The sequence below is a fragment of the Blautia sp. HCP3S3_C4 genome (assembly GCF_052064095.1).
Classification (GTDB): domain Bacteria; phylum Bacillota; class Clostridia; order Lachnospirales; family Lachnospiraceae; genus Blautia_A.
Map to the genome: position 1 here is coordinate 242962 of NZ_JBQHWF010000003.1, position 18420 is coordinate 261381.

General features: G+C 42.6%; 16 protein-coding genes. 13 read left to right on the plus strand and 3 right to left on the minus strand.

The window, feature by feature from the left end; genetic code table 11:
- The first annotated feature begins 41 nt into the window (after nt 1-41).
- The 8 genes from spoIVB to xerD all read left to right on the plus strand — a co-directional run bounded on the left by spoIVB (nt 42) and on the right by xerD (nt 8957).
- Nucleotides 42-1262, plus strand: coding sequence for a SpoIVB peptidase (gene spoIVB / locus ACTNC6_RS04775; RefSeq protein ID WP_441043332.1), 1221 nt, complete (start codon nt 42-44; stop codon nt 1260-1262).
- Nucleotides 1263-1466: 204 nt separating this feature from the next.
- The gene (gene spo0A, locus ACTNC6_RS04780) at nt 1467-2273 is read left to right on the plus strand and encodes a sporulation transcription factor Spo0A (protein ID WP_441033004.1); all 807 of its coding nucleotides are present in this window, start codon (nt 1467-1469) and stop codon (nt 2271-2273) included.
- Between the two features lie 54 nt (nt 2274-2327).
- Nucleotides 2328-3776, plus strand: a complete 1449-nt coding sequence (gene glgA / locus ACTNC6_RS04785; protein ID WP_441043333.1) for a glycogen synthase GlgA — start codon at nt 2328-2330, stop codon at nt 3774-3776.
- Nucleotides 3777-3947: 171 nt separating this feature from the next.
- Nucleotides 3948-4994 carry a recombinase RecA gene (gene recA / locus ACTNC6_RS04790; protein ID WP_303242028.1) on the plus strand — a complete coding sequence of 349 codons (1047 nt, stop codon included), beginning with the start codon at nt 3948-3950 and terminating at the stop codon, nt 4992-4994.
- Between the two features lie 2 nt (nt 4995-4996).
- Entirely contained in the window at nt 4997-5500 is a 504-nt protein-coding gene (locus ACTNC6_RS04795) for a regulatory protein RecX (RefSeq protein WP_441033010.1), read from the plus strand.
- A 67-nt stretch (nt 5501-5567) separates the two neighbouring features.
- Nucleotides 5568-7127: a ribonuclease Y gene (gene rny / locus ACTNC6_RS04800; RefSeq protein ID WP_441033013.1), complete on the plus strand. Its 1560-nt coding sequence runs from the start codon at nt 5568-5570 to the stop codon at nt 7125-7127.
- Between the two features lie 155 nt (nt 7128-7282).
- A complete protein-coding gene (locus tag ACTNC6_RS04805) occupies nt 7283-7861 on the plus strand; it encodes a hypothetical protein (protein WP_441043334.1) in 579 nt (192 codons plus the stop codon).
- Between the two features lie 211 nt (nt 7862-8072).
- On the plus strand, nt 8073-8957 hold the full coding sequence (gene xerD / locus ACTNC6_RS04810; RefSeq protein WP_441033018.1) for a site-specific tyrosine recombinase XerD: 885 nt from the start codon (nt 8073-8075) through the stop codon (nt 8955-8957).
- 39 nt (nt 8958-8996) lie between these two features.
- On the opposite strand, the gene ACTNC6_RS04815 is transcribed toward xerD, so the two are convergent.
- Nucleotides 8997-10061, minus strand: coding sequence for a 3-deoxy-7-phosphoheptulonate synthase (locus ACTNC6_RS04815; RefSeq protein WP_433844951.1), 1065 nt, complete (start codon nt 10059-10061; stop codon nt 8997-8999).
- A gap of 16 nt (nt 10062-10077) precedes the next feature.
- Nucleotides 10078-11409: an oligosaccharide flippase family protein gene (locus ACTNC6_RS04820; RefSeq protein WP_441043335.1), complete on the minus strand. Its 1332-nt coding sequence runs from the start codon at nt 11407-11409 to the stop codon at nt 10078-10080.
- Nucleotides 11410-11531: 122 nt separating this feature from the next.
- Here ACTNC6_RS04820 and ACTNC6_RS04825 point away from each other — a divergent pair, with 122 nt between their 5' ends.
- The 4 genes from ACTNC6_RS04825 to ACTNC6_RS04840 all read left to right on the plus strand — a co-directional run bounded on the left by ACTNC6_RS04825 (nt 11532) and on the right by ACTNC6_RS04840 (nt 16288).
- Nucleotides 11532-11966 (plus strand): RrF2 family transcriptional regulator, encoded by a 435-nt coding sequence (locus ACTNC6_RS04825; protein ID WP_173742937.1) that lies wholly within the window; start codon nt 11532-11534, stop codon nt 11964-11966.
- Nucleotides 11967-12034: 68 nt separating this feature from the next.
- On the plus strand, nt 12035-13219 hold the full coding sequence (gene nifS, locus ACTNC6_RS04830; protein WP_441033025.1) for a cysteine desulfurase NifS: 1185 nt from the start codon (nt 12035-12037) through the stop codon (nt 13217-13219).
- A 30-nt stretch (nt 13220-13249) separates the two neighbouring features.
- Nucleotides 13250-13699, plus strand: a complete 450-nt coding sequence (nifU, locus tag ACTNC6_RS04835; RefSeq protein WP_019162310.1) for a Fe-S cluster assembly scaffold protein NifU — start codon at nt 13250-13252, stop codon at nt 13697-13699.
- A 135-nt stretch (nt 13700-13834) separates the two neighbouring features.
- Nucleotides 13835-16288 carry a cation-translocating P-type ATPase gene (locus tag ACTNC6_RS04840; protein WP_441043336.1) on the plus strand — a complete coding sequence of 818 codons (2454 nt, stop codon included), beginning with the start codon at nt 13835-13837 and terminating at the stop codon, nt 16286-16288.
- Nucleotide 16289: 1 nt separating this feature from the next.
- On the opposite strand, the gene ACTNC6_RS04845 is transcribed toward ACTNC6_RS04840, so the two are convergent.
- A complete protein-coding gene (locus ACTNC6_RS04845) occupies nt 16290-17108 on the minus strand; it encodes a histidinol-phosphatase HisJ family protein (protein WP_441033032.1) in 819 nt (272 codons plus the stop codon).
- A gap of 224 nt (nt 17109-17332) precedes the next feature.
- Here ACTNC6_RS04845 and gap point away from each other — a divergent pair, with 224 nt between their 5' ends.
- Nucleotides 17333-18352: a type I glyceraldehyde-3-phosphate dehydrogenase gene (gap, locus tag ACTNC6_RS04850; RefSeq protein WP_441033035.1), complete on the plus strand. Its 1020-nt coding sequence runs from the start codon at nt 17333-17335 to the stop codon at nt 18350-18352.
- Nucleotides 18353-18420: the final 68 nt, after the last annotated feature.

The window sequence follows — 18420 nt, forward strand, 5'->3', positions numbered from 1 at the left end:
TATTTTTTGTACCCAAAATCCGAAAGAAAGGATGGATAGAGATGAACAGAAGAAAAAAATACAAAATTTTTATCCTGTGCTGGCTGGCTTTGGATCTGATGACTATGGCGTGGCTGGGATATAGGTACCTGGACAGACAGATTCCCGATGAACTCCAGATTTCCAGGGGAGAAACTGTGAGTGTATCTGCGTTGCTGGATCATCCGCTGGTAAGCTTTGAAGAAGCCATAGAGGTATCAGCAGACGGAAGCTATACCCTTCCCTGTAAAATTCTGGGGTATATTCCTTTTAAAAGCATAAAGGTCACTCCTGTGGATGATAAAGCTGTATATGTCAGTGGCAGCACAGTGGGAATTTATCTCAGAACCAGGGGCGTTCTTGTGGTGGATACCGGAGAAATCCAGTCTCAGAGTGGAGAGACGAAAGAACCCTCCAAAGGTATTGTCAAACCGGGAGATTATATTTTGTCCATGAATGAAGAGCAGATAAAAGATAAAAAGGAACTGATCCGTGATCTGGATGAACTGGATGGAACCCAGGTACAGCTGGAGTTAAACAGAGAGGGAGAAATCCTTCCGGTTTCTGTAACTCCGGTGAAAGATTCCGAGGGCGCTTATAAGCTGGGACTTTGGGTGAGAGATGATACTCAGGGAATCGGAACCCTCACTTATGTGGATGAGCAGGGAAAGTACGGAGCTCTGGGACATGGAATCAGTGATGTGGATACAGCAGGACTTCTGGATATTCAGGAAGGAACTTTATATAAAGCCCAGATTCTGGCAGTATCCAGAGGCAGCAGGGGAAATCCAGGCGAACTTGCCGGAATGATCCGTTATGATAACAGTAATGTGCTGGGAAGTATACAGGAAAACTGTAAAAACGGAATATATGGACAGATGGATTTGTCTGATGCACAGAAGCTTAGTCTGGTGAAGATGCCGGTAGCTCACAAGCAGGAGATAGAGACCGGACCGGCACTAATTAGATGCAGTGTGGATGGACAGGTAAAAGAATATGAAGCACAGATCAAACGGATCGATCTGAATCATGAGGATTCCAATAAAAGCTTTATCCTGCAGGTAACAGACGAAGAGCTGCTGGAGAAAACAGGAGGAGTAGTACAGGGGATGAGCGGATCTCCGGTCATACAGAATGGAAAGCTGGCAGGAGCGGTGACTCATGTGTTTGTACAGGATTCTACCAGCGGATATGGGATTTTTGCTGAGACTATGATGGAACATGAAAACTATAAAATGACATAGATGATACAATTGCTGTCGAAGGTAAACTTATCATATCGAATCCTGAAGATTTCGGTATGAAAAAGGCAAAACAGCTCGATGGAAAATGGCCTGTACTGCCCTGTTTCGGCTTGATTTCTCCCTTCTTATTCCACTATAATAGTTGATGTGCCAAAAAAAAGAAACTAATTGACAGGATTTTTAAGCAGGGAGGAGACAGGCCTCATGGAAAAATTAAATGTGGCAGTTGCGGATGATAATGAGAAAATGGTGGAAGTACTTGGTCAAATCATAGAAGAAGATAAAGACCTGGAATTGGTGGGAAAAGCTCACAATGGTGAAGAAATCTGCAAGATTATACGGGAGAAAGAACCGGATGTTGTAGTATTGGATATTATTATGCCGAAGATGGATGGGCTGGCAGTTATGGAGCAATTTGTACATAGCAGTAATCTGAAGAAAATCCCGGCGTTTATTGTGGTTTCGGCAGTGGGAAAAGAAAGGATCACAGAGGATGCGTTCAGTCTGGGGGCGGATTATTATGTATTGAAGCCTTTTGATAACCGAATGCTGCTTAACCGGATTAAGCATGTACGAAGTATAGGAGAAAAGAAATACAGAGAAATCAACAGACAGCCGGCAAAACAGGAGGAAAGCAGTGTGGCTATGGGAAACCTGGAGACAGATGTGACAAATATTATCCATGAGATTGGCGTACCGGCTCATATTAAGGGGTATCAGTATCTGCGGGATGCGATTATTTTGTCAGTAAATGATATGGAAATGTTAAATTCTATCACAAAGATCCTGTATCCGACCATTGCAAAGAAACATCAGACTACTTCCAGCCGGGTAGAACGGGCAATTCGTCATGCTATTGAGGTGGCCTGGAGCAGAGGAAAAATGGATACGATAGATGCACTGTTTGGCTATACGGTAAGCACAGGAAAAGGAAAACCTACAAATTCAGAATTTATAGCACTGATAGCGGATAAAATCAGACTGGAATATAAAAATCGCTCTTTTCAATAGTCAAAAATTGGGGTATAATTATTTTAACAAAGGCTACCAAGGAGGGGTATACGCATGAAAAATATCTTATTTGCAACATCTGAAGCAGTGCCGTTTATTAAAACGGGAGGACTTGCCGATGTAGCAGGTGCGCTGCCGAAATGTTTTGACAAAAAATATTTTGATGTACGTGTGATTTTACCGAAATATGCCTGTATGAAGCAGGAATGGAAAGATAAAATGGATTATGTCACACATTTCTACATGGATCTGGGGTATAAGAACTGCTATGTAGGAATTATGCATATGGAATATGAGGGGATTCAGTTTTATTTCATAGATAATGAATACTATTTCAGCGGTCCGAAACCTTACGACGGTGCACCGTGGGATTTGGAGAAATTTGCTTTTTTCTCCAAGGCAGTTTTATCAGTTCTTCCGGTGATTGGCTTCCGGCCGGATGTGATTCACTGTCATGACTGGCAGACAGGACTGGTTCCTGTATATCTTCATGACAGCTTCCAGCAGAATGAGTTTTTCTGGAATATAAAAACTGTTATGACCATACATAACCTGAAATTCCAGGGTGTTTGGGATGTTAAGACTGTACAGGATATCACAGGCCTTTCTGATTATTACTTTGCAGCAGATAAGCTGGAAGCTTATAAGGATGCCAATTTCCTGAAGGGCGGTATTGTATTTGCAGATGCGGTGACTACAGTCAGCAACACTTATGCTGAGGAAATCAAGACACCGTTCTACGGAGAACGTCTGGACGGACTGATGTGTGCCCGTGCCAACAGTCTCAGAGGTATTGTAAACGGAATTGATTACGATATTTTCAATCCGGAGACAGATTCCTGTATTGCACAGAATTATAATGCCACAACCTTCCGTAAGGAAAAAGTGAAGAATAAGATTCAGCTCCAGAGAGAACTGGGACTGGAGGAGAATCCGAAAGCAATGATGATCGGAATCGTTTCCCGTCTTACAGATCAGAAGGGATTTGACCTGATCGCTTATGTGATGGATGAGCTCTGCCAGGATGCAGTTCAGATTGTGGCACTGGGAACCGGTGATGAGAGATATGAAAACATGTTCCGTCATTTTGACTGGAAATATCATGGCAAGGTATCTGCACAGATTTATTATGATGAAGCACTTTCGCATCGAATTTATGCAGCGTCTGATGCGTTCCTTATGCCGTCATTGTTTGAACCATGTGGCTTAAGCCAGCTGATCAGTCTTCGATATGGTACGCTTCCTATCGTTCGTGAGACCGGCGGCCTGAAAGATACGGTGGAACCATACAATGAGTATGAGGGAACTGGAACAGGATTTTCTTTCCGCAATTATAATGCTCATGAGATGTTGAATACAGTCCGGAATGCAGAACGTATTTTCTACGACAAAAAGCGGGAATGGAACAAGATGGTTGACCGTGCTATGGCAACAGATTTCTCATGGAATAATTCTGCATGTCAGTATGAAGAAATGTATAACTGGCTGATCGGAGAAAAATAAAAAAGAGCGATACTGAAAGATAAAACAGGAAATGTGTGGATAGAAACATGTTTCCTGTTTCTTTTATCGGATATTGTCAGAAGGAAATGCTTGACAGACTGGAAAAAGTATAATACTATATTAACAGGAATACGAACATAGGTTCGAAATACGCTCAAGGAGATCAAATAGATGATTAATGAAGAAAAGCAGAAAGCGCTGGAGGCAGCGCTTGGACATATTGAAAAGCAGTATGGTAAGGGATCAGTGATGAAGCTGGGAGAATCCGGGGCAAATATGCAGGTCGAAACTGTTCCCACAGGCTCCTTAAGCCTTGATATTGCATTAGGAGTAGGTGGTGTGCCTAAGGGACGTATTATAGAGATTTATGGACCGGAGTCCAGTGGTAAGACTACAGTTGCCCTGCATATGGTGGCAGAGGTCCAAAAGAGAGGCGGAATTGCTGGATTTATTGATGCTGAGCATGCTCTGGACCCGGTATATGCCAAGAATATTGGTGTGGATATTGACAATTTATACATATCACAGCCGGATAACGGAGAACAGGCATTGGAGATCACAGAGACTATGGTACGATCAGGTGCAGTGGATATTGTAATTGTGGATTCTGTAGCTGCACTGGTTCCAAAGGCAGAGATAGATGGAGACATGGGTGACAGTCATGTAGGTCTGCAAGCCAGACTGATGTCACAGGCTCTCCGTAAGCTTACTGCAGTTATCAGTAAATCCAACTGCGTGGTTATTTTTATTAATCAGCTTCGTGAAAAGGTTGGGGTTATGTTCGGTAATCCGGAGACTACTACCGGCGGTCGCGCGCTGAAATTTTATTCTTCTATCCGTCTGGATGTCCGCAGAGTTGAGACACTGAAACAGGGCGGCGAGATGGTTGGTAATCATACCAGGATTAAGGTAGTGAAGAATAAGGTGGCGCCACCTTTTAAGCAGGCAGAATTTGATATTATGTTTGGAACAGGTATTTCTAAAGAGGGAGATATCCTGGATCTGGCAGCTGACTGCGGAATTGTAAATAAAAGTGGTGCATGGTATGCATATAATGGTGACAAGATCGGACAGGGACGTGAGAATGCCAAGATATTCCTGAAGGAGCATACAGATATCTGCGATGAAATTGAAAAGCAGGTCAGGATCCATTATAATCTGCTTCCGGGGGAAAATGCGGAAGCCCAGTCAGACCCGGTTGGGGAAACTGAGGAATAAGCATGGAGCTTTTGGAAGAGGAACATAAAAAAGCGACACGTAAAGCAATGCAGCTTCTGGAGCATATGGACCGTACAGAAAAGGGGCTGCGGGACAGGCTGGGGCAGAATGGATTTTCACAGACGGCCATTGAGGCTGCTATGGAGTATGTGAAATCCTATGGATATATTAACGATGAACGCTATGCCAGAACCTATATAGCATATCGGATGGATAGCAAGAGCCGTCAGAAGATTCTGCAGGAACTGATAGGAAAAGGAGTAGACAGAGACATTGCTGTGGCTGCCTGGGAAGCGGAGGCAGCTCTTAATGCACCGGATGAGCATATGCTTTTAATAAAAACAGTGGAGAAAAAAATTGCCCCTGGTTCAGAGCTGAATGAGAGGGAAATGCGCCGCCTTTATGGTTATCTTATACGTCGGGGCTTTCAGGGTTCTGATATATCGCATGTTTTGGAGGAACTGGAGATAAAATTTAGCAGAAATTTTCTGAAAAACTTGACATAAGTATCAAAAAAAGATAAACTTGTATTGTTGTATTTGTACAATGAAAACTAAATAAGGAGGTGCTCCTGTGACAACAACAATTATTGTTGCAATTGTCGCTGTGGTAGTCGCGCTACTTATTGCGGTTCCTGTTACTTGCAAAATTGCTGTGAACAACAAAATTCAGAAGGATGCTGAAACAGTTGGAACAGCAGAAGACAAAGCAAGAAGCATCATAGATGAAGCTCTGAAAACAGCAGAAACTAAAAAAAGAGAAGCTTTATTGGAAGTGAAGGAAGAATCTCTCCGTACTAAAAATGAACTGGAGAAAGAAACCAAGGAACGAAGAAACGAACTGCAGAAGTATGAAAACCGTGTATTAGCTAAGGAATCTGCGGTGGACAAAAAAGCAGATGCAGTGGAGAAGCGTGAAGCGGAATGCACAGCGAGAGCAGCTGAGGTGCAGAAAAAAGAGAAACGAGTAGAAGAACTTGAGCAAAAAGGAGTACAGGAACTGGAACGAGTTTCAGGTCTGACCTCCGAACAGGCAAAAGAGGAACTGCTCAAATCTGTTGAAGATGATGTAAAAGTAGATGTAGCCAAGCTTTACAGAGAATTGGAAGGCAGAGCAAAGGAAGAAGCAGGAAAGAAAGCCAAGGAGTATGTGGTAAATGCCATTCAGAAGTGTGCAGTGGATCATGTCTCCGAGACTACTATTTCTGTAGTGCAGCTTCCAAGTGATGAGATGAAGGGCAGAATCATCGGACGTGAAGGTCGAAACATCCGTACACTGGAGACTTTGACAGGGGTGGATCTTATTATCGATGATACACCGGAGGCAGTTGTGTTGTCAGCCTTTGACCCGATTCGGCGTGAAGTGGCCAGAGTAGCTTTAGAGAAGCTGATCGTAGATGGCAGAATTCATCCGGCCAGAATCGAGGAAATGGTTGAGAAGGCGCAGAAGGAAGTAGAAACCCAGATTCGTGAAGACGGTGAAACTGCTGCAATGGATGTGGGAGTTCATGGTGTTCATCCGGAATTGCTGAAGCTTCTGGGACGAATGAAATTCCGGTCAAGCTATGGTCAGAATGCACTTAAGCATTCCATTGAAGTAGCACAGCTGTCAGGAATGCTGGCAGGAGAGGTTGGAGTGGATGTCCGGATGGCAAAACGTGCAGGTCTTCTTCATGATATCGGTAAGTCGATTGACCATGAAGTGGAAGGCTCACATATTCAGATCGGTGTGGATCTTTGTAAGAAATATAAGGAATCCCCCATTGTCATCAATACAGTTGCATCCCATCATGGAGATGTAGAACCGGAATCACTGATTGCATGTATTGTACAGGCAGCGGATGCTATTTCAGCAGCCAGACCTGGTGCAAGACGTGAGACGCTGGAGACATATACAAACCGTCTGCAGCAGTTGGAGGATATTACAAACCAGTTCAAGGGCGTTGATAAATCTTTTGCTATTCAGGCAGGCAGAGAGATACGTGTAATGGTTGTACCGGAACATGTAAACGATGCAGATATGGTTCTTTTGGCACATGATATTGCGAAACAGATTGAATCAGAGCTTGAATATCCTGGTCAGATTAAAGTCAATGTAATCCGCGAAAGCAGAGCCATAGACTACGCTAAATAAATAGTTCTTTGCAGATATAAGCCCTGCAGATTGTGTGAAAACAGTCTGCAGGGCTTTTATTGTGCTGTGTGAATCTGATGACAGATGGTTTGGAAAATAACAGATGCCACGCATAATTTTCCTGAGCAGGGAGTAGACTGGTACAGGGTGAAGTTATGGAAGAAAAAAAGAGATTTCCGGGACTGGTCTTGTATATGTGTGGTTTTCTGCTGGGCAGTTTTATACCTAATCTGATCTGGAAAACAGAGTGGCATCAGGGAACTCTGGAAGCAATCTATTATCTGACATCATTCACTGCATCAGGAAGTGTGTCAGAGGTAGAATATCTGAAAGAGATTATAAAGCTCAGGGGAAGCCTTTGGGGTTTATGTATGATTTGTGGATTTTCTGTTTTTGGGGCACCATTGGCAGTGACAGGGATTCTGATCCTGGGATGCCGAATGGGGATGGTGATTGCTGTCTCGATTCTGGAGTTTGGATTACTGGGTGGTCTGATCGGAACAGGGCTTCTGTTCCCACAATATCTTTTATATGTTCCGGGATGGATTTTTTTGATGGAACAGATATGGGAACAGTCCATGGACATCTGGAAACACAGAGAATTATTTCCTGTGAACAAAAGACGTTATTTGGGAAAAACAGGCATATCTGTACTGCTTCTGTCCGGAGGAATTCTGGCAGAATGTTATCTGAATCCCTGGATCGCAGAAAAAATTCTGGATTATCTGAAATAATCACAGGAATCAGGCAATATTCGTCAGATATAAAAAAATTACAATATTTTGTGCGGGTTGTCATAAAATATACGATATGTGGTAGAATTCCCCGAAAAGCCTTGATTTTACTGGATTTCGGAATAAAAAAAGGTTTGATTTTATGTCAAATTAACAGTATAATACATATGCAATATTGAGAAACAAAACCAGGAGCGGGAAGTAGCATACTATGGAACTGGAAATTAGAGAATTTATTGCATATTTGCATGATATAAAGAAAACATCAATAAATACAGAAATGTCTTATCAGCGTGATCTGAAAAAAATGTGGGATTTTCTGAAAAATCGTGGCGTTATGTCTGTGTCAGAGGTAAAAGAGCTGGAACTGGAAGGATATATAAGCTATATGGAGAGGGAGAAATTTGCAGCCTCCTCTATATCCAGAAGTGTGGCATCCATCAGGGCATTTTTTCAATTTCTCTGGAAAGAAGGAGTGATCACCAGCGATCCGGCAGAGAATCTGAAACCTCCAAAGGTAGAAAAAAAGGCACCGGAGATTCTTACTGTGGAGGAAGTAGACAGATTATTGCAGAAGCCTGACCGTGAAAATGTAAAAGGCATCAGAGACAGTGCGATGCTGGAACTTTTATATGCCACAGGAATGAGAGTGAGTGAGATGCTTCATTTGCAGATTTCGGATGTAAACCTGCAGCTGGGCTATGTGATTTGTCATGATCATGAAAAAGAGAGAATTATACCCATAGGAATTCCCTGCAAAAAGGCACTGGAGAAATATATGGCAGTGTCCAGACCTGCCTTCGTTGAGAACAAAGAAGAAACAGCTTTGTTTACCAATTGTTCAGGTAAAACGATGAGCAGACAGGGATTCTGGAAGGTACTGAAGGGGTATGCAGATGCTGCAGGGATTAGGGGGGATATTACTCCCCATACATTGAGACATTCTTTTGCAGTTCATATGCTTCAAAATGGTGCTGATATCCGCAGTGTGCAGGAAATGCTGGGACATTCGGATATTTCTACGACCCAGATTTATCTGGGAATGAGTGTAAATAAAATGCGGGATGTATATATGAAATCTCATCCCCGTCATTAAAAAAGATCCGCCAGGTTAACTGGTGGATCTTTTTTTGAATCAGCACATTTCTGCGATAGTATACAGAAGTTTTTCTGATTCTTCCCATCCCAGACAAGGATCGGTAATAGATTTGCCATATATGTGATTGCAGCCGATCTTCTGGTTGCCTGGTTCGATATAGCTTTCAATCATAAGTCCTTTTACCAGAGTATGGATTTCCGGGTCAACGAGACGGCTGTGAAGAACCTCTTTTGCAATTCGTACCTGCTGCTCATACTGCTTGTTGGAATTGGAATGATTGGTATCTACGATTACTGCAGGGTTTTTCAGGTTTTTCTGCTGATATTTTTCCAGGAGGAGTCGGAGGTCTTCGTAATGATAATTGGGAATAGCTTCTCCGTGTTTATTGACTGCACCCCGGAGAATGGTATGAGCAAGTTCATTGCCTGTGGTTTCCACTTCCCAGCTTCTGTAAATAAAACGATGTCCACCCTGTGCTGCTACCACAGAGTTGAGCATAACAGATAAATCGCCGCTTGTAGGATTTTTCATACCTGCAGGGACTTCCATGCCGCTGACAGTCAGGCGGTGCTGCTGATCCTCTACGGAACGTGCACCTACAGCAACATAGGAAAGAAGGTCTGAAAGATAACGGTAATTCTCAGGGTATAACATTTCGTCTGCGCAGGTCATTCCACTGGTCCGAATAGCGTGGATATGCATTTTGCGGATCGCAATAAGACCTGCAAGGAGATTTGGCTGTTTTTCCGGATCTGGCTGATGTACCATACCTTTGTATCCTTCGCCTGTGGTACGCGGCTTATTGGTATAGACGCGGGGCACAATGATAACTTTATCAGCAATTTTCTCCTGGACTTTGCGAAGTCTGGTCAGATAGTCCAGCACTGCATCTTCATTGTCTGCGGAACATGGACCAATGATTGCGAGAAATTTATCAGATTTGCCTGTAAAAACATCTTTAAGTTCTTTGTCGCGGGCATCTTTGATTGCCTGAAGTTCTGCATCAATAGGAAATTGATTGCGGATTTCTTCAGGAGTTGGTAATTTTTTTATGAAATCGAATCCCATGGTTTGTATCTCCTTTAAATCTTTTGTCGGCATTCAGAAGTATAAACCATTACGTCCGGAATGTCGATACCAAAAGTAAAATAGTCAGAAGCATTTCACTTAAAAGAAGTCCGCAGAAATATCCCCGGATTCCAAGAAGGGGTATGACAAGCAGAACAAAGGTAACGCGAATGCAAATACTGATACTGCTGTAGAGCAGGCAGAGACCGGATTTTCCCAGACCGTTCAGAATGCTGGTGAGCGTTGCGTTCAGGTACAAAAAAGGGCAGACAAAGGACAGAGCCTGAATGCAGATGCCGGCGGTGGTGTTGTGAAATAAAAAAATTCCTAAAAATTGCCCCATAATAAAAAACAGAAACATACATCCGATTCCCAGTACTGTACAGCATCCAAGGATACGGCGGATTACATAACGGATCCGCTTTTGACAGCCCAGTGCCTGAAGTTCGGCAATGGAGGGCAGCAGCATTACAGATACGGAGTTTGTAAGGGTAGAGGGAAATAAAATCAGTGGCAGTGCCATACCTGTAAAAATTCCATATATTTCAAGAGAACCGGATCTGCTTAAACCGGATAAACGCAGCCTGTCAGGAATTAACAGAACCTCTATGCCTGCAAGGACTGTGAGCAGAACTTTGTTTAGGGTAAGGGGAACAGATATGGGAAAAAGTTTTTTTAAAGTATTAAAAAATTTCTTCAACAGCAGACCTGCTTTTTGGGATTGGCAGAAAAAAGTATATTTATTAAGGTGAAAATGCATACTGATAAGAAATAATGAGAGAAATGCGGCCACAGCTTCTCCGATCAGGTTTCCGCCGGCTGCAATCAGCGGGGTTACAGGACGGTTCTGTGAGAGAAGGATCCAATATATGAGATAACAGCCGCCAATTCTGGAAAACTGTTCCAGGAGCTGGATGGCAGATGGAATCCCGGCTTTTTTAATACCGAAATAATAGCTGTTTATGCAGACATGAAGAGTGGCCGGAGGAAGGGAAAAAGCAAGCAGCCGAAGCAGGCCGAGAGTCTCAGGTTCTTTTAATATTTCTTTTGCCCAGAAATCTCCGAAGAAACAGAGCTGACAGGCCAGAATAACAGACAGCACAACAGAAAAAACTGCACCGCAGACAAAGTAGTCTCCTTTTTGATGGCTGTGATTTTGTGCTTTGGCAGAAGCGGTAAGACGGGAAATTCCTGTCTGGATTCCGGAAGCACACAGGGACATAAACAGAAGCTGCAGGGGAACTGTAAGCTGAAAAATTCCCAGCCCCTGCGCACCAATGGTATGGGAAAGGAATATTCTGTAAAAGAAGCCTGCCAGCCTGCTCAGTAATCCACTGAAGGTAAGTAGCAGGGTTCCTCGGATAAAGAGCTTTTTGGACATATTCAGGAACAATTCCTTTTTTTGTCAATATATGTGAAAAACAGCCTTGACAGAACAATTTGTTTTTGATAAAGTAATCATGAAATCCGAGGGAAACACTGGGAATTAAATGAGGTGAAAAAATGAAACTGTCAACAAGAGCCAGATATGGCTTGAAAGCGTTAATAGATCTGGGACTGCACAGTGAAAATGAAACCGTGTCATTACAGAGTATTGCAGAAAGACAGGACATATCTGTAAGCTATCTGGAGCAGCTCATGGCCATGCTGAAAAAAGCGGGGCTTGTGACAAGCAGCAGAGGAGCATATGGAGGTTACCGCCTTGGCAGACCGGCAGAGGAAATCTCAGTAGGTGATATTCTTCGTGTACTGGAAGGTGGTCTGGAGGCTGCGGTCTGCCCGGGGATTGAGAATGACGGAACCTGCCACGGAAGTGATGTATGTGTGGCAAAGAATGTCTGGAAGAGAATTAATGACAGTATTACAAATGCAGTAGATACTCTGATGCTTGGCGAACTGATCGAAGAAAGCCGAATAGCACATGAGAAAAAAGGGTAAAGGATTCGTAACAGTGAAGATACTTTACAGTTACGAATATACTATGAATAAATCAGGAGGATAAGAAAATGGGAAAAATGATCTATCTGGATAATGCTGCGACAACAAAGACAGCGCCTGAAGTTGTTCAGGCAATGATGCCGTATTTTTCAGAATATTACGGAAACCCATCCAGCATCTACGATTTTGCCGGAAAGAGTAAAGAAGCTATTACCAGAGGAAGAGAACAGATTGCAGAGGTTCTTGGTGCAAAAAAAGAGGAAATCTATTTTACGGCAGGAGGTTCAGAGTCTGACAACTGGGCACTGAAAGCTGCTTTTGAAGCATATAAATCCAAGGGAAATCACATTATCACAACTAAGATTGAGCATCATGCTATCCTGCATACCTGCGAGTATCTGGAAAAAGAACGTGGAGCAAAGATCACATATCTGGATGTTGATGAGAATGGTGTTGTAAAGCTTGATGAGCTTGAAAAAGCAATCACACCGGAGACAATTCTGATTTCTGTGATGTTTGCAAACAACGAGATCGGAACTATCCAGCCGATCAAAGAGATTGGCCGTATTGCAAAGGAACACGGAATTCTTTTCCATACAGATGCAGTTCAGGCATTCTGCCAGGTTCCGATCAATGTGGATGAGTGTAACATTGATATGTTAAGCTCCAGCGGACATAAGATCAACGGACCAAAAGGAATCGGTTTCCTCTATATCCGCAAGGGTGTGAAAATCCGTTCCTTTGTACATGGCGGAGCACAGGAACGTAAGCGTCGTGCAGGTACAGAGAATGTTCCGGGAATCGTAGGTTATGGTGCAGCTGCTGCCAGAGCAAATGCATCCATGAAAGAACGTACAGATAAGGAAATTCAGATCAGAGATCATATGATCCAGAGGATTGAAACGGAAATTCCGTATGTAAAGGTAAACGGAGATCGTGTAAAGAGACTTCCGAATAATGTTAATGTGAGCTTTCAGTTTGTAGAGGGGGAATCCCTGCTTCTGATGCTTGATAATTACGGCATCTGTGCATCCAGCGGCTCTGCATGTACATCAGGATCTCTGGATCCATCCCATGTACTGCTGGCAATTGGCCTGCCTCATGAGATTGCACATGGTTCTCTGCGTATGACACTCAGCGAAGAGACAACCATGGAAGACGTGGATTTTGTTATTGACAGACTGAAAGAAATCGTAGAGCATCTGAGAAATATGTCTCCATTATATGAAGATTTTGTAAAAAAACATAAATAATTATAAAAGTACTTGTCAGGAGGAAGAACAATGGCTTATAGTGAGAAAGTAATGGATCATTTCCAGCATCCCCGTAATGTTGGAGAAATAGAAGACGCAAGTGGTGTAGGTACAGTAGGTAATGCAAAATGTGGAGATATCATGAGAATTTTTCTTGATATTGATGATGAAACACATATTATCAAAGACTGTAAATTCAAAACCTTTGGATGCGGTGCAGCGGTTGCAACCAGCAGTATGGCTACAGAGATGGTAAAGGGTAAGACAATCGAAGAAGCTATGCAGGTTACAAACAAAGCAGTTATGGAAGCTCTGGATGGACTTCCACCTGTAAAAGTTCATTGCTCTCTGCTTGCAGAGGAAGCAATTCATGCTGCACTGTGGGACTATGCACAGAAGCATCATATTGAGATTGAGGGCCTGAAAAAACCGAAATCTGATATTCATGAAGGCGAAGAAGCTGAAGAGGAAGAATATTGATCAGATAAACTTCCGGCAGCCTGAATCCATAAAAGGATTTTGTTCGTTATATAGAGTGAAAAAAGTGGGGCGGGTGATTATTATCATCTGCCCTGTGTTATTATAAAAGATATAAGAATAAGGCTGGAGGTAAAAATGACAGGACTTACAAGTGAACAGGTACAGGAAAGAATTGAACAGGGGCTGGTCAATGCCAATGAAAATCCTAATACCAGAACATATAAACAGATCATAAGGGAAAACACCTTAACTTTTTTTAACTTTTTGAACCTTGTGCTTCTGGTGCTGGTATTGTGTGTAAGGTCGTATAAAAATTCCATGTTTGTGGGAATTATTCTGATCAATACTGTAATCGGTATTATTCAGGAGGTACGTGCAAAGAAAACCATTGACAAGCTGGCGATTCTCACCGAAAGTAAAACGGTGGTGCTGCGTGATGGCAAAAAGTGGAGTATTTCTACAGAGAAGCTGGTACAGGATGATCTGATATTTTTAAAAACAGGAGATCAGATTCCGGCAGACGCAAAAATGCTGGAAGGAACTCTGGAGGTAAATGAGTCACTTCTTACCGGGGAGTCAGATAACCTGTTAAAAAATACAGGAGATGAGCTGTATTCAGGCAGCTTTGTGACGTCAGGAGAGGCCTGTTGCCAGGTGATTCATGTGGGCAAGGACAACTATGCATCGAAGATCACCAGTGAAGCCAAGGAATTTAAACGCCATAATTCAGAACTTCGTAATTCTCTGAATGCGATTCTGAAGGTAATCAGTATTATTATTGTTCCCTTGGGTGCATTACTGTTTTATAAGCAATATTATATTGTTGGGGACAGCCTGAAGGATTCAGTGGTCAATATGGTAGCGGCAGTTTTGGGTATGATACCGGAAGGACTGGTGCTTCTTACCAGTGTGGCTCTGACTTTGGGATCTCTGGTGCTGGCAACAAAAAAAACACTGGTTCAGGAGCTTTATTGTATTGAGACTCTGGCCAGGGTAGATACTTTGTGTCTGGACAAAACAGGAACCATCACAGAAGGTACCATGTGCGTGGACAGTGTGAAATTATATAAAACAGAAGAGAATTCTGAGAGGATTTCAGAAGAGACGGAAGCTGCAGAAAATACAGAAAATACAGAACAGATTTCCGAAGAAGATCAGGCAGCATTGAAAAATGTGGATTATGTTATGGGAAATCTGATGAATGTATTAACAGACCAGAATGCTACAGCGGATGCTCTGCGTCAGCGCTTTCCTGTCAGAAAGGATATGAAGCCGGTACATGCTATTCCGTTTTCATCGGACAGGAAATACAGTGGTGCTGTTTTTGAAGGACAGGGAACTTATCTGATGGGTGCTGTCCAGTTCCTGTTTCCGGAGGGAAATGAACAGCTTACAGCAGCCTGTGCCGGCTATGCCCAGTCTGGAATGCGTGTACTTGTGCTGGCTCACAGCGAACAACAGGCACAGGAAATGAAGCTTCCGGAGGGACTGCAGCCTATAGCTTTCATTCTTATTACAGATGTGATCAGACAGGAAGCGCCGGATACTCTTGCCTTTTTTGACAGCCAGGGTGTGGATCTGAAAGTGATCTCCGGTGATGATCCGGTTACGGTAGCTGCAATTGCAAAGAGAGCAGGCCTTAAGAATGGGGATCGTTATATTGATGCAACAACGATCACTACTCCGGAGGAAATGCAGAAGGCTGTGGCTGAGTACAGTGTCTTTGGACGTGTTACTCCTCAACAGAAAAAGCAGATGGTACAGGCACTACAATCCCAGAAGCATACAGTTGCCATGACCGGTGATGGTGTAAATGATGTTCTGGCATTGAAGGAAGCAGACTGCAGTATTGCCATGGCAGCAGGAAGTGATGCAGCCAAGAATATTGCCAATGTGGTACTGTTGGATTCCAATTTTGCGGCCATGCCTCATATTGTAAATCAGGGACGCAGGGTAGTAAATAATATCCGAAGTGCAGCGTCCATGTTTCTGATCAAGACAATGTTCTCTGTAATGCTTGCACTGATTACTATCTTTTTTGGAAGTGCATATCCATTTGAACCTATACAGATGTCGCTGATCAGTGCCTGTGCAGTGGGAATTCCTACCTTTTTGCTGACGCAGGAGAATAATTACAATAAGATTGATCATACCTTCCTGAGACATGTATTTATGAATGCATTTCCTGCTGCAGTTACGATTACAGGGTGTGTATTTACCATTATGCTGGTCTGCCAGAATGTTTATCATTCAACTGTAATGCTTAATACAGCATGTGTGCTGGTAACCGGATGGAATTATATGTCTGCTCTGCGTACGGTATATTCTCCGCTGAATACCTATAGAAAGACGATTATATATGGAATGCAGTTTATATTTTTCGGAAGTGCAGTCATCCTGCAGAATCTTCTGACCCTTGGATCCTTGGAATTTGGAATGATCATTCTTGTATTTCTGCTGATGACATTTTCTCCTATCGTCATTGATGCGCTCACTGAATGGATCAGAAAAATTTATGCAAAGTCTCTGGATAAGGAAGATGCAGAAAAAGGCTTTTTTGCCAGATTCCTTGACAGAGTACAAAAATAAATTACAGAGGAAGAAATTCAGGACTACGGTTTTTGAAAATTGTATAATAACGGAATCCGCAGTCGTTTAATACGTTTGCGGCTTTGACAAATTCCCAGGCGATTTTATCCGGGGTGTGGGCATCGGCACCAACAGTGATGATTTCACCGCCTAGCTCTCTGTATCGGCGAATGACGTCGATGCAGGGATTTGGCTCTCCCAGACCATAATGGTATCCGCCGGCATTCAGTTCAATTCCTTTATTCATGGAGACAAGCTTCTTCAGGATTTCATCCAGGATATCCTTGTATCGCCCATAGGAATATTCATGGTTTTTATTAGGACCGTATCTGACAACATAGTCAAGGTGTCCATAGACATCAAAACCATCGTAAGCAGACAGATTCTCCAGGATAGATTCAAAATATTCCATATAACATCGGAATTCTTTGCGGCCTTCAAAAAAATCAGGATAATAAGGGTCATACCCATGGACTACATGGGAGGATCCGATCACAAAGTCAAAGGGCGTATCCTTTGTCAGCTTGCGGAAATATTTTTCAAGCTGGGGCTGGAGCCCAAGCTCAATGCCGAAACGAAGCTGTATTTTATCCTTATAGATTTCCTGCAGCCGGAGCAGCTCTTTCCTATAGGAAAATAGATCCAGAGAAAAATCAAGAGATTCCGGGGTGGAAGGATAATCGGGATCCAGATGTTCCGTAAAAGTGACACCCTTCAGCCCAAGAGAAAGGGCTTTCAGAACCATGTTTTCCATTGGAGTGTCAGAATCTGCAGAAAAAGAAGAATGCATATGACAGTCCCATAATATACCTTTTTTCATGCTGTACCTCCTGTTAAACAGTAGAGAAAATCTACCATAGTATATTAAAATATTATTCAGTATAACATAGGTTATGGGAATTTTTACTTATTTTTAATTGTTTTTTATAAAATCCCCTTGAATTTTTGTTTGGAATTATGTACAATACAATATAGGTTGATGATTCTTTAACAAACAAAAGAATTATTATGATTAACCACTTAATTCATAGGAGGAATTTTATCATGGCAGTAAAAGTTGCAATCAATGGTTTTGGACGTATTGGACGTCTTGCATTCCGTCAGATGTTTGGAGCAGAAGGATTTGAAATCGTAGCAATCAACGACTTAACATCTCCTAAAATGCTTGCTCACTTATTAAAATATGACTCAACACAGGGAAGATATGCTCTTGCAGACACAGTTCAGGCTGGAGAAGATTCCATCACAGTTGACGGAAAAGAAATCAAAATTTATGCAAAGGCTAACGCTGCTGAACTTCCATGGGGAGAAATCGGCGTAGACGTAGTTCTTGAGTGTACAGGATTCTACACATCCAAAGACAAAGCTCAGGCTCATATCGATGCAGGTGCTAAACACGTTATCATTTCCGCTCCGGCTGGAAACGACCTTAAGACAATCGTTTACAATGTAAACCATGAAACTCTTACAAAAGAAGACCACATCATTTCCGCAGCTTCTTGTACAACAAACTGCTTAGCTCCAATGGCTAAAGCATTAAATGACCTTGCTGCAATCAAATCTGGTATCATGTGCACAATCCACGCTTACACAGGCGATCAGATGACACTTGATGGACCACAGAGAAAAGGCGATCTGAGAAGATCCCGTGCAGCTGCAGTTAACATCGTTCCTAACAGCACAGGTGCTGCTAAAGCTATCGGTCTTGTTATCCCAGAACTGAACGGCAAATTAATCGGATCTGCTCAGCGTGTTCCTACCCCAACAGGTTCTACAACAATCTTAACAGCAGTTGTTGAAGGTAATGTAACAAAAGAACAGATCAACGCAGCTATGAAAGCAGCTTCTAACGAATCCTTCGGATACAACGAAGATGAAATCGTATCCAGCGATATCGTTGGTATGAGATTTGGTTCTCTGTTCGATGCTACTCAGACAATGGTTCTTCCACTTGAGAATGGCACAACAGAAGTACAGGTAGTTTCCTGGTATGACAATGAGAACTCTTACACAAGCCAGATGGTTCGTACAATCAAACATTTTGGTAAATTACTGAACGCTTAATTTTCAGTAAGTGTAAAGGAATAGACTCCAACGAAGGGTCCGGTCTGATTAGGACCGGACCTTTTTCG

Coding starts and splice junctions, on each gene's coding strand:
- spoIVB (WP_441043332.1), top strand. CDS start 42: ATGAACAGAAGAAAAAAATACAAAATTTTTATCCTGTGCTGGCTGGCT.
- spo0A (WP_441033004.1), top strand. CDS start 1,467: ATGGAAAAATTAAATGTGGCAGTTGCGGATGATAATGAGAAAATGGTG.
- glgA (WP_441043333.1), top strand. CDS start 2,328: ATGAAAAATATCTTATTTGCAACATCTGAAGCAGTGCCGTTTATTAAA.
- recA (WP_303242028.1), top strand. CDS start 3,948: ATGATTAATGAAGAAAAGCAGAAAGCGCTGGAGGCAGCGCTTGGACAT.
- ACTNC6_RS04795 (WP_441033010.1), top strand. CDS start 4,997: ATGGAGCTTTTGGAAGAGGAACATAAAAAAGCGACACGTAAAGCAATG.
- ACTNC6_RS04805 (WP_441043334.1), top strand. CDS start 7,283: ATGGAAGAAAAAAAGAGATTTCCGGGACTGGTCTTGTATATGTGTGGT.
- xerD (WP_441033018.1), top strand. CDS start 8,073: ATGGAACTGGAAATTAGAGAATTTATTGCATATTTGCATGATATAAAG.
- ACTNC6_RS04815 (WP_433844951.1), bottom strand. CDS start 10,061: ATGCCGACAAAAGATTTAAAGGAGATACAAACCATGGGATTCGATTTC.
- ACTNC6_RS04820 (WP_441043335.1), bottom strand. CDS start 11,409: ATGTCCAAAAAGCTCTTTATCCGAGGAACCCTGCTACTTACCTTCAGT.
- ACTNC6_RS04825 (WP_173742937.1), top strand. CDS start 11,532: ATGAAACTGTCAACAAGAGCCAGATATGGCTTGAAAGCGTTAATAGAT.
- nifS (WP_441033025.1), top strand. CDS start 12,035: ATGGGAAAAATGATCTATCTGGATAATGCTGCGACAACAAAGACAGCG.
- nifU (WP_019162310.1), top strand. CDS start 13,250: ATGGCTTATAGTGAGAAAGTAATGGATCATTTCCAGCATCCCCGTAAT.
- ACTNC6_RS04840 (WP_441043336.1), top strand. CDS start 13,835: ATGACAGGACTTACAAGTGAACAGGTACAGGAAAGAATTGAACAGGGG.
- ACTNC6_RS04845 (WP_441033032.1), bottom strand. CDS start 17,108: ATGAAAAAAGGTATATTATGGGACTGTCATATGCATTCTTCTTTTTCT.
- gap (WP_441033035.1), top strand. CDS start 17,333: ATGGCAGTAAAAGTTGCAATCAATGGTTTTGGACGTATTGGACGTCTT.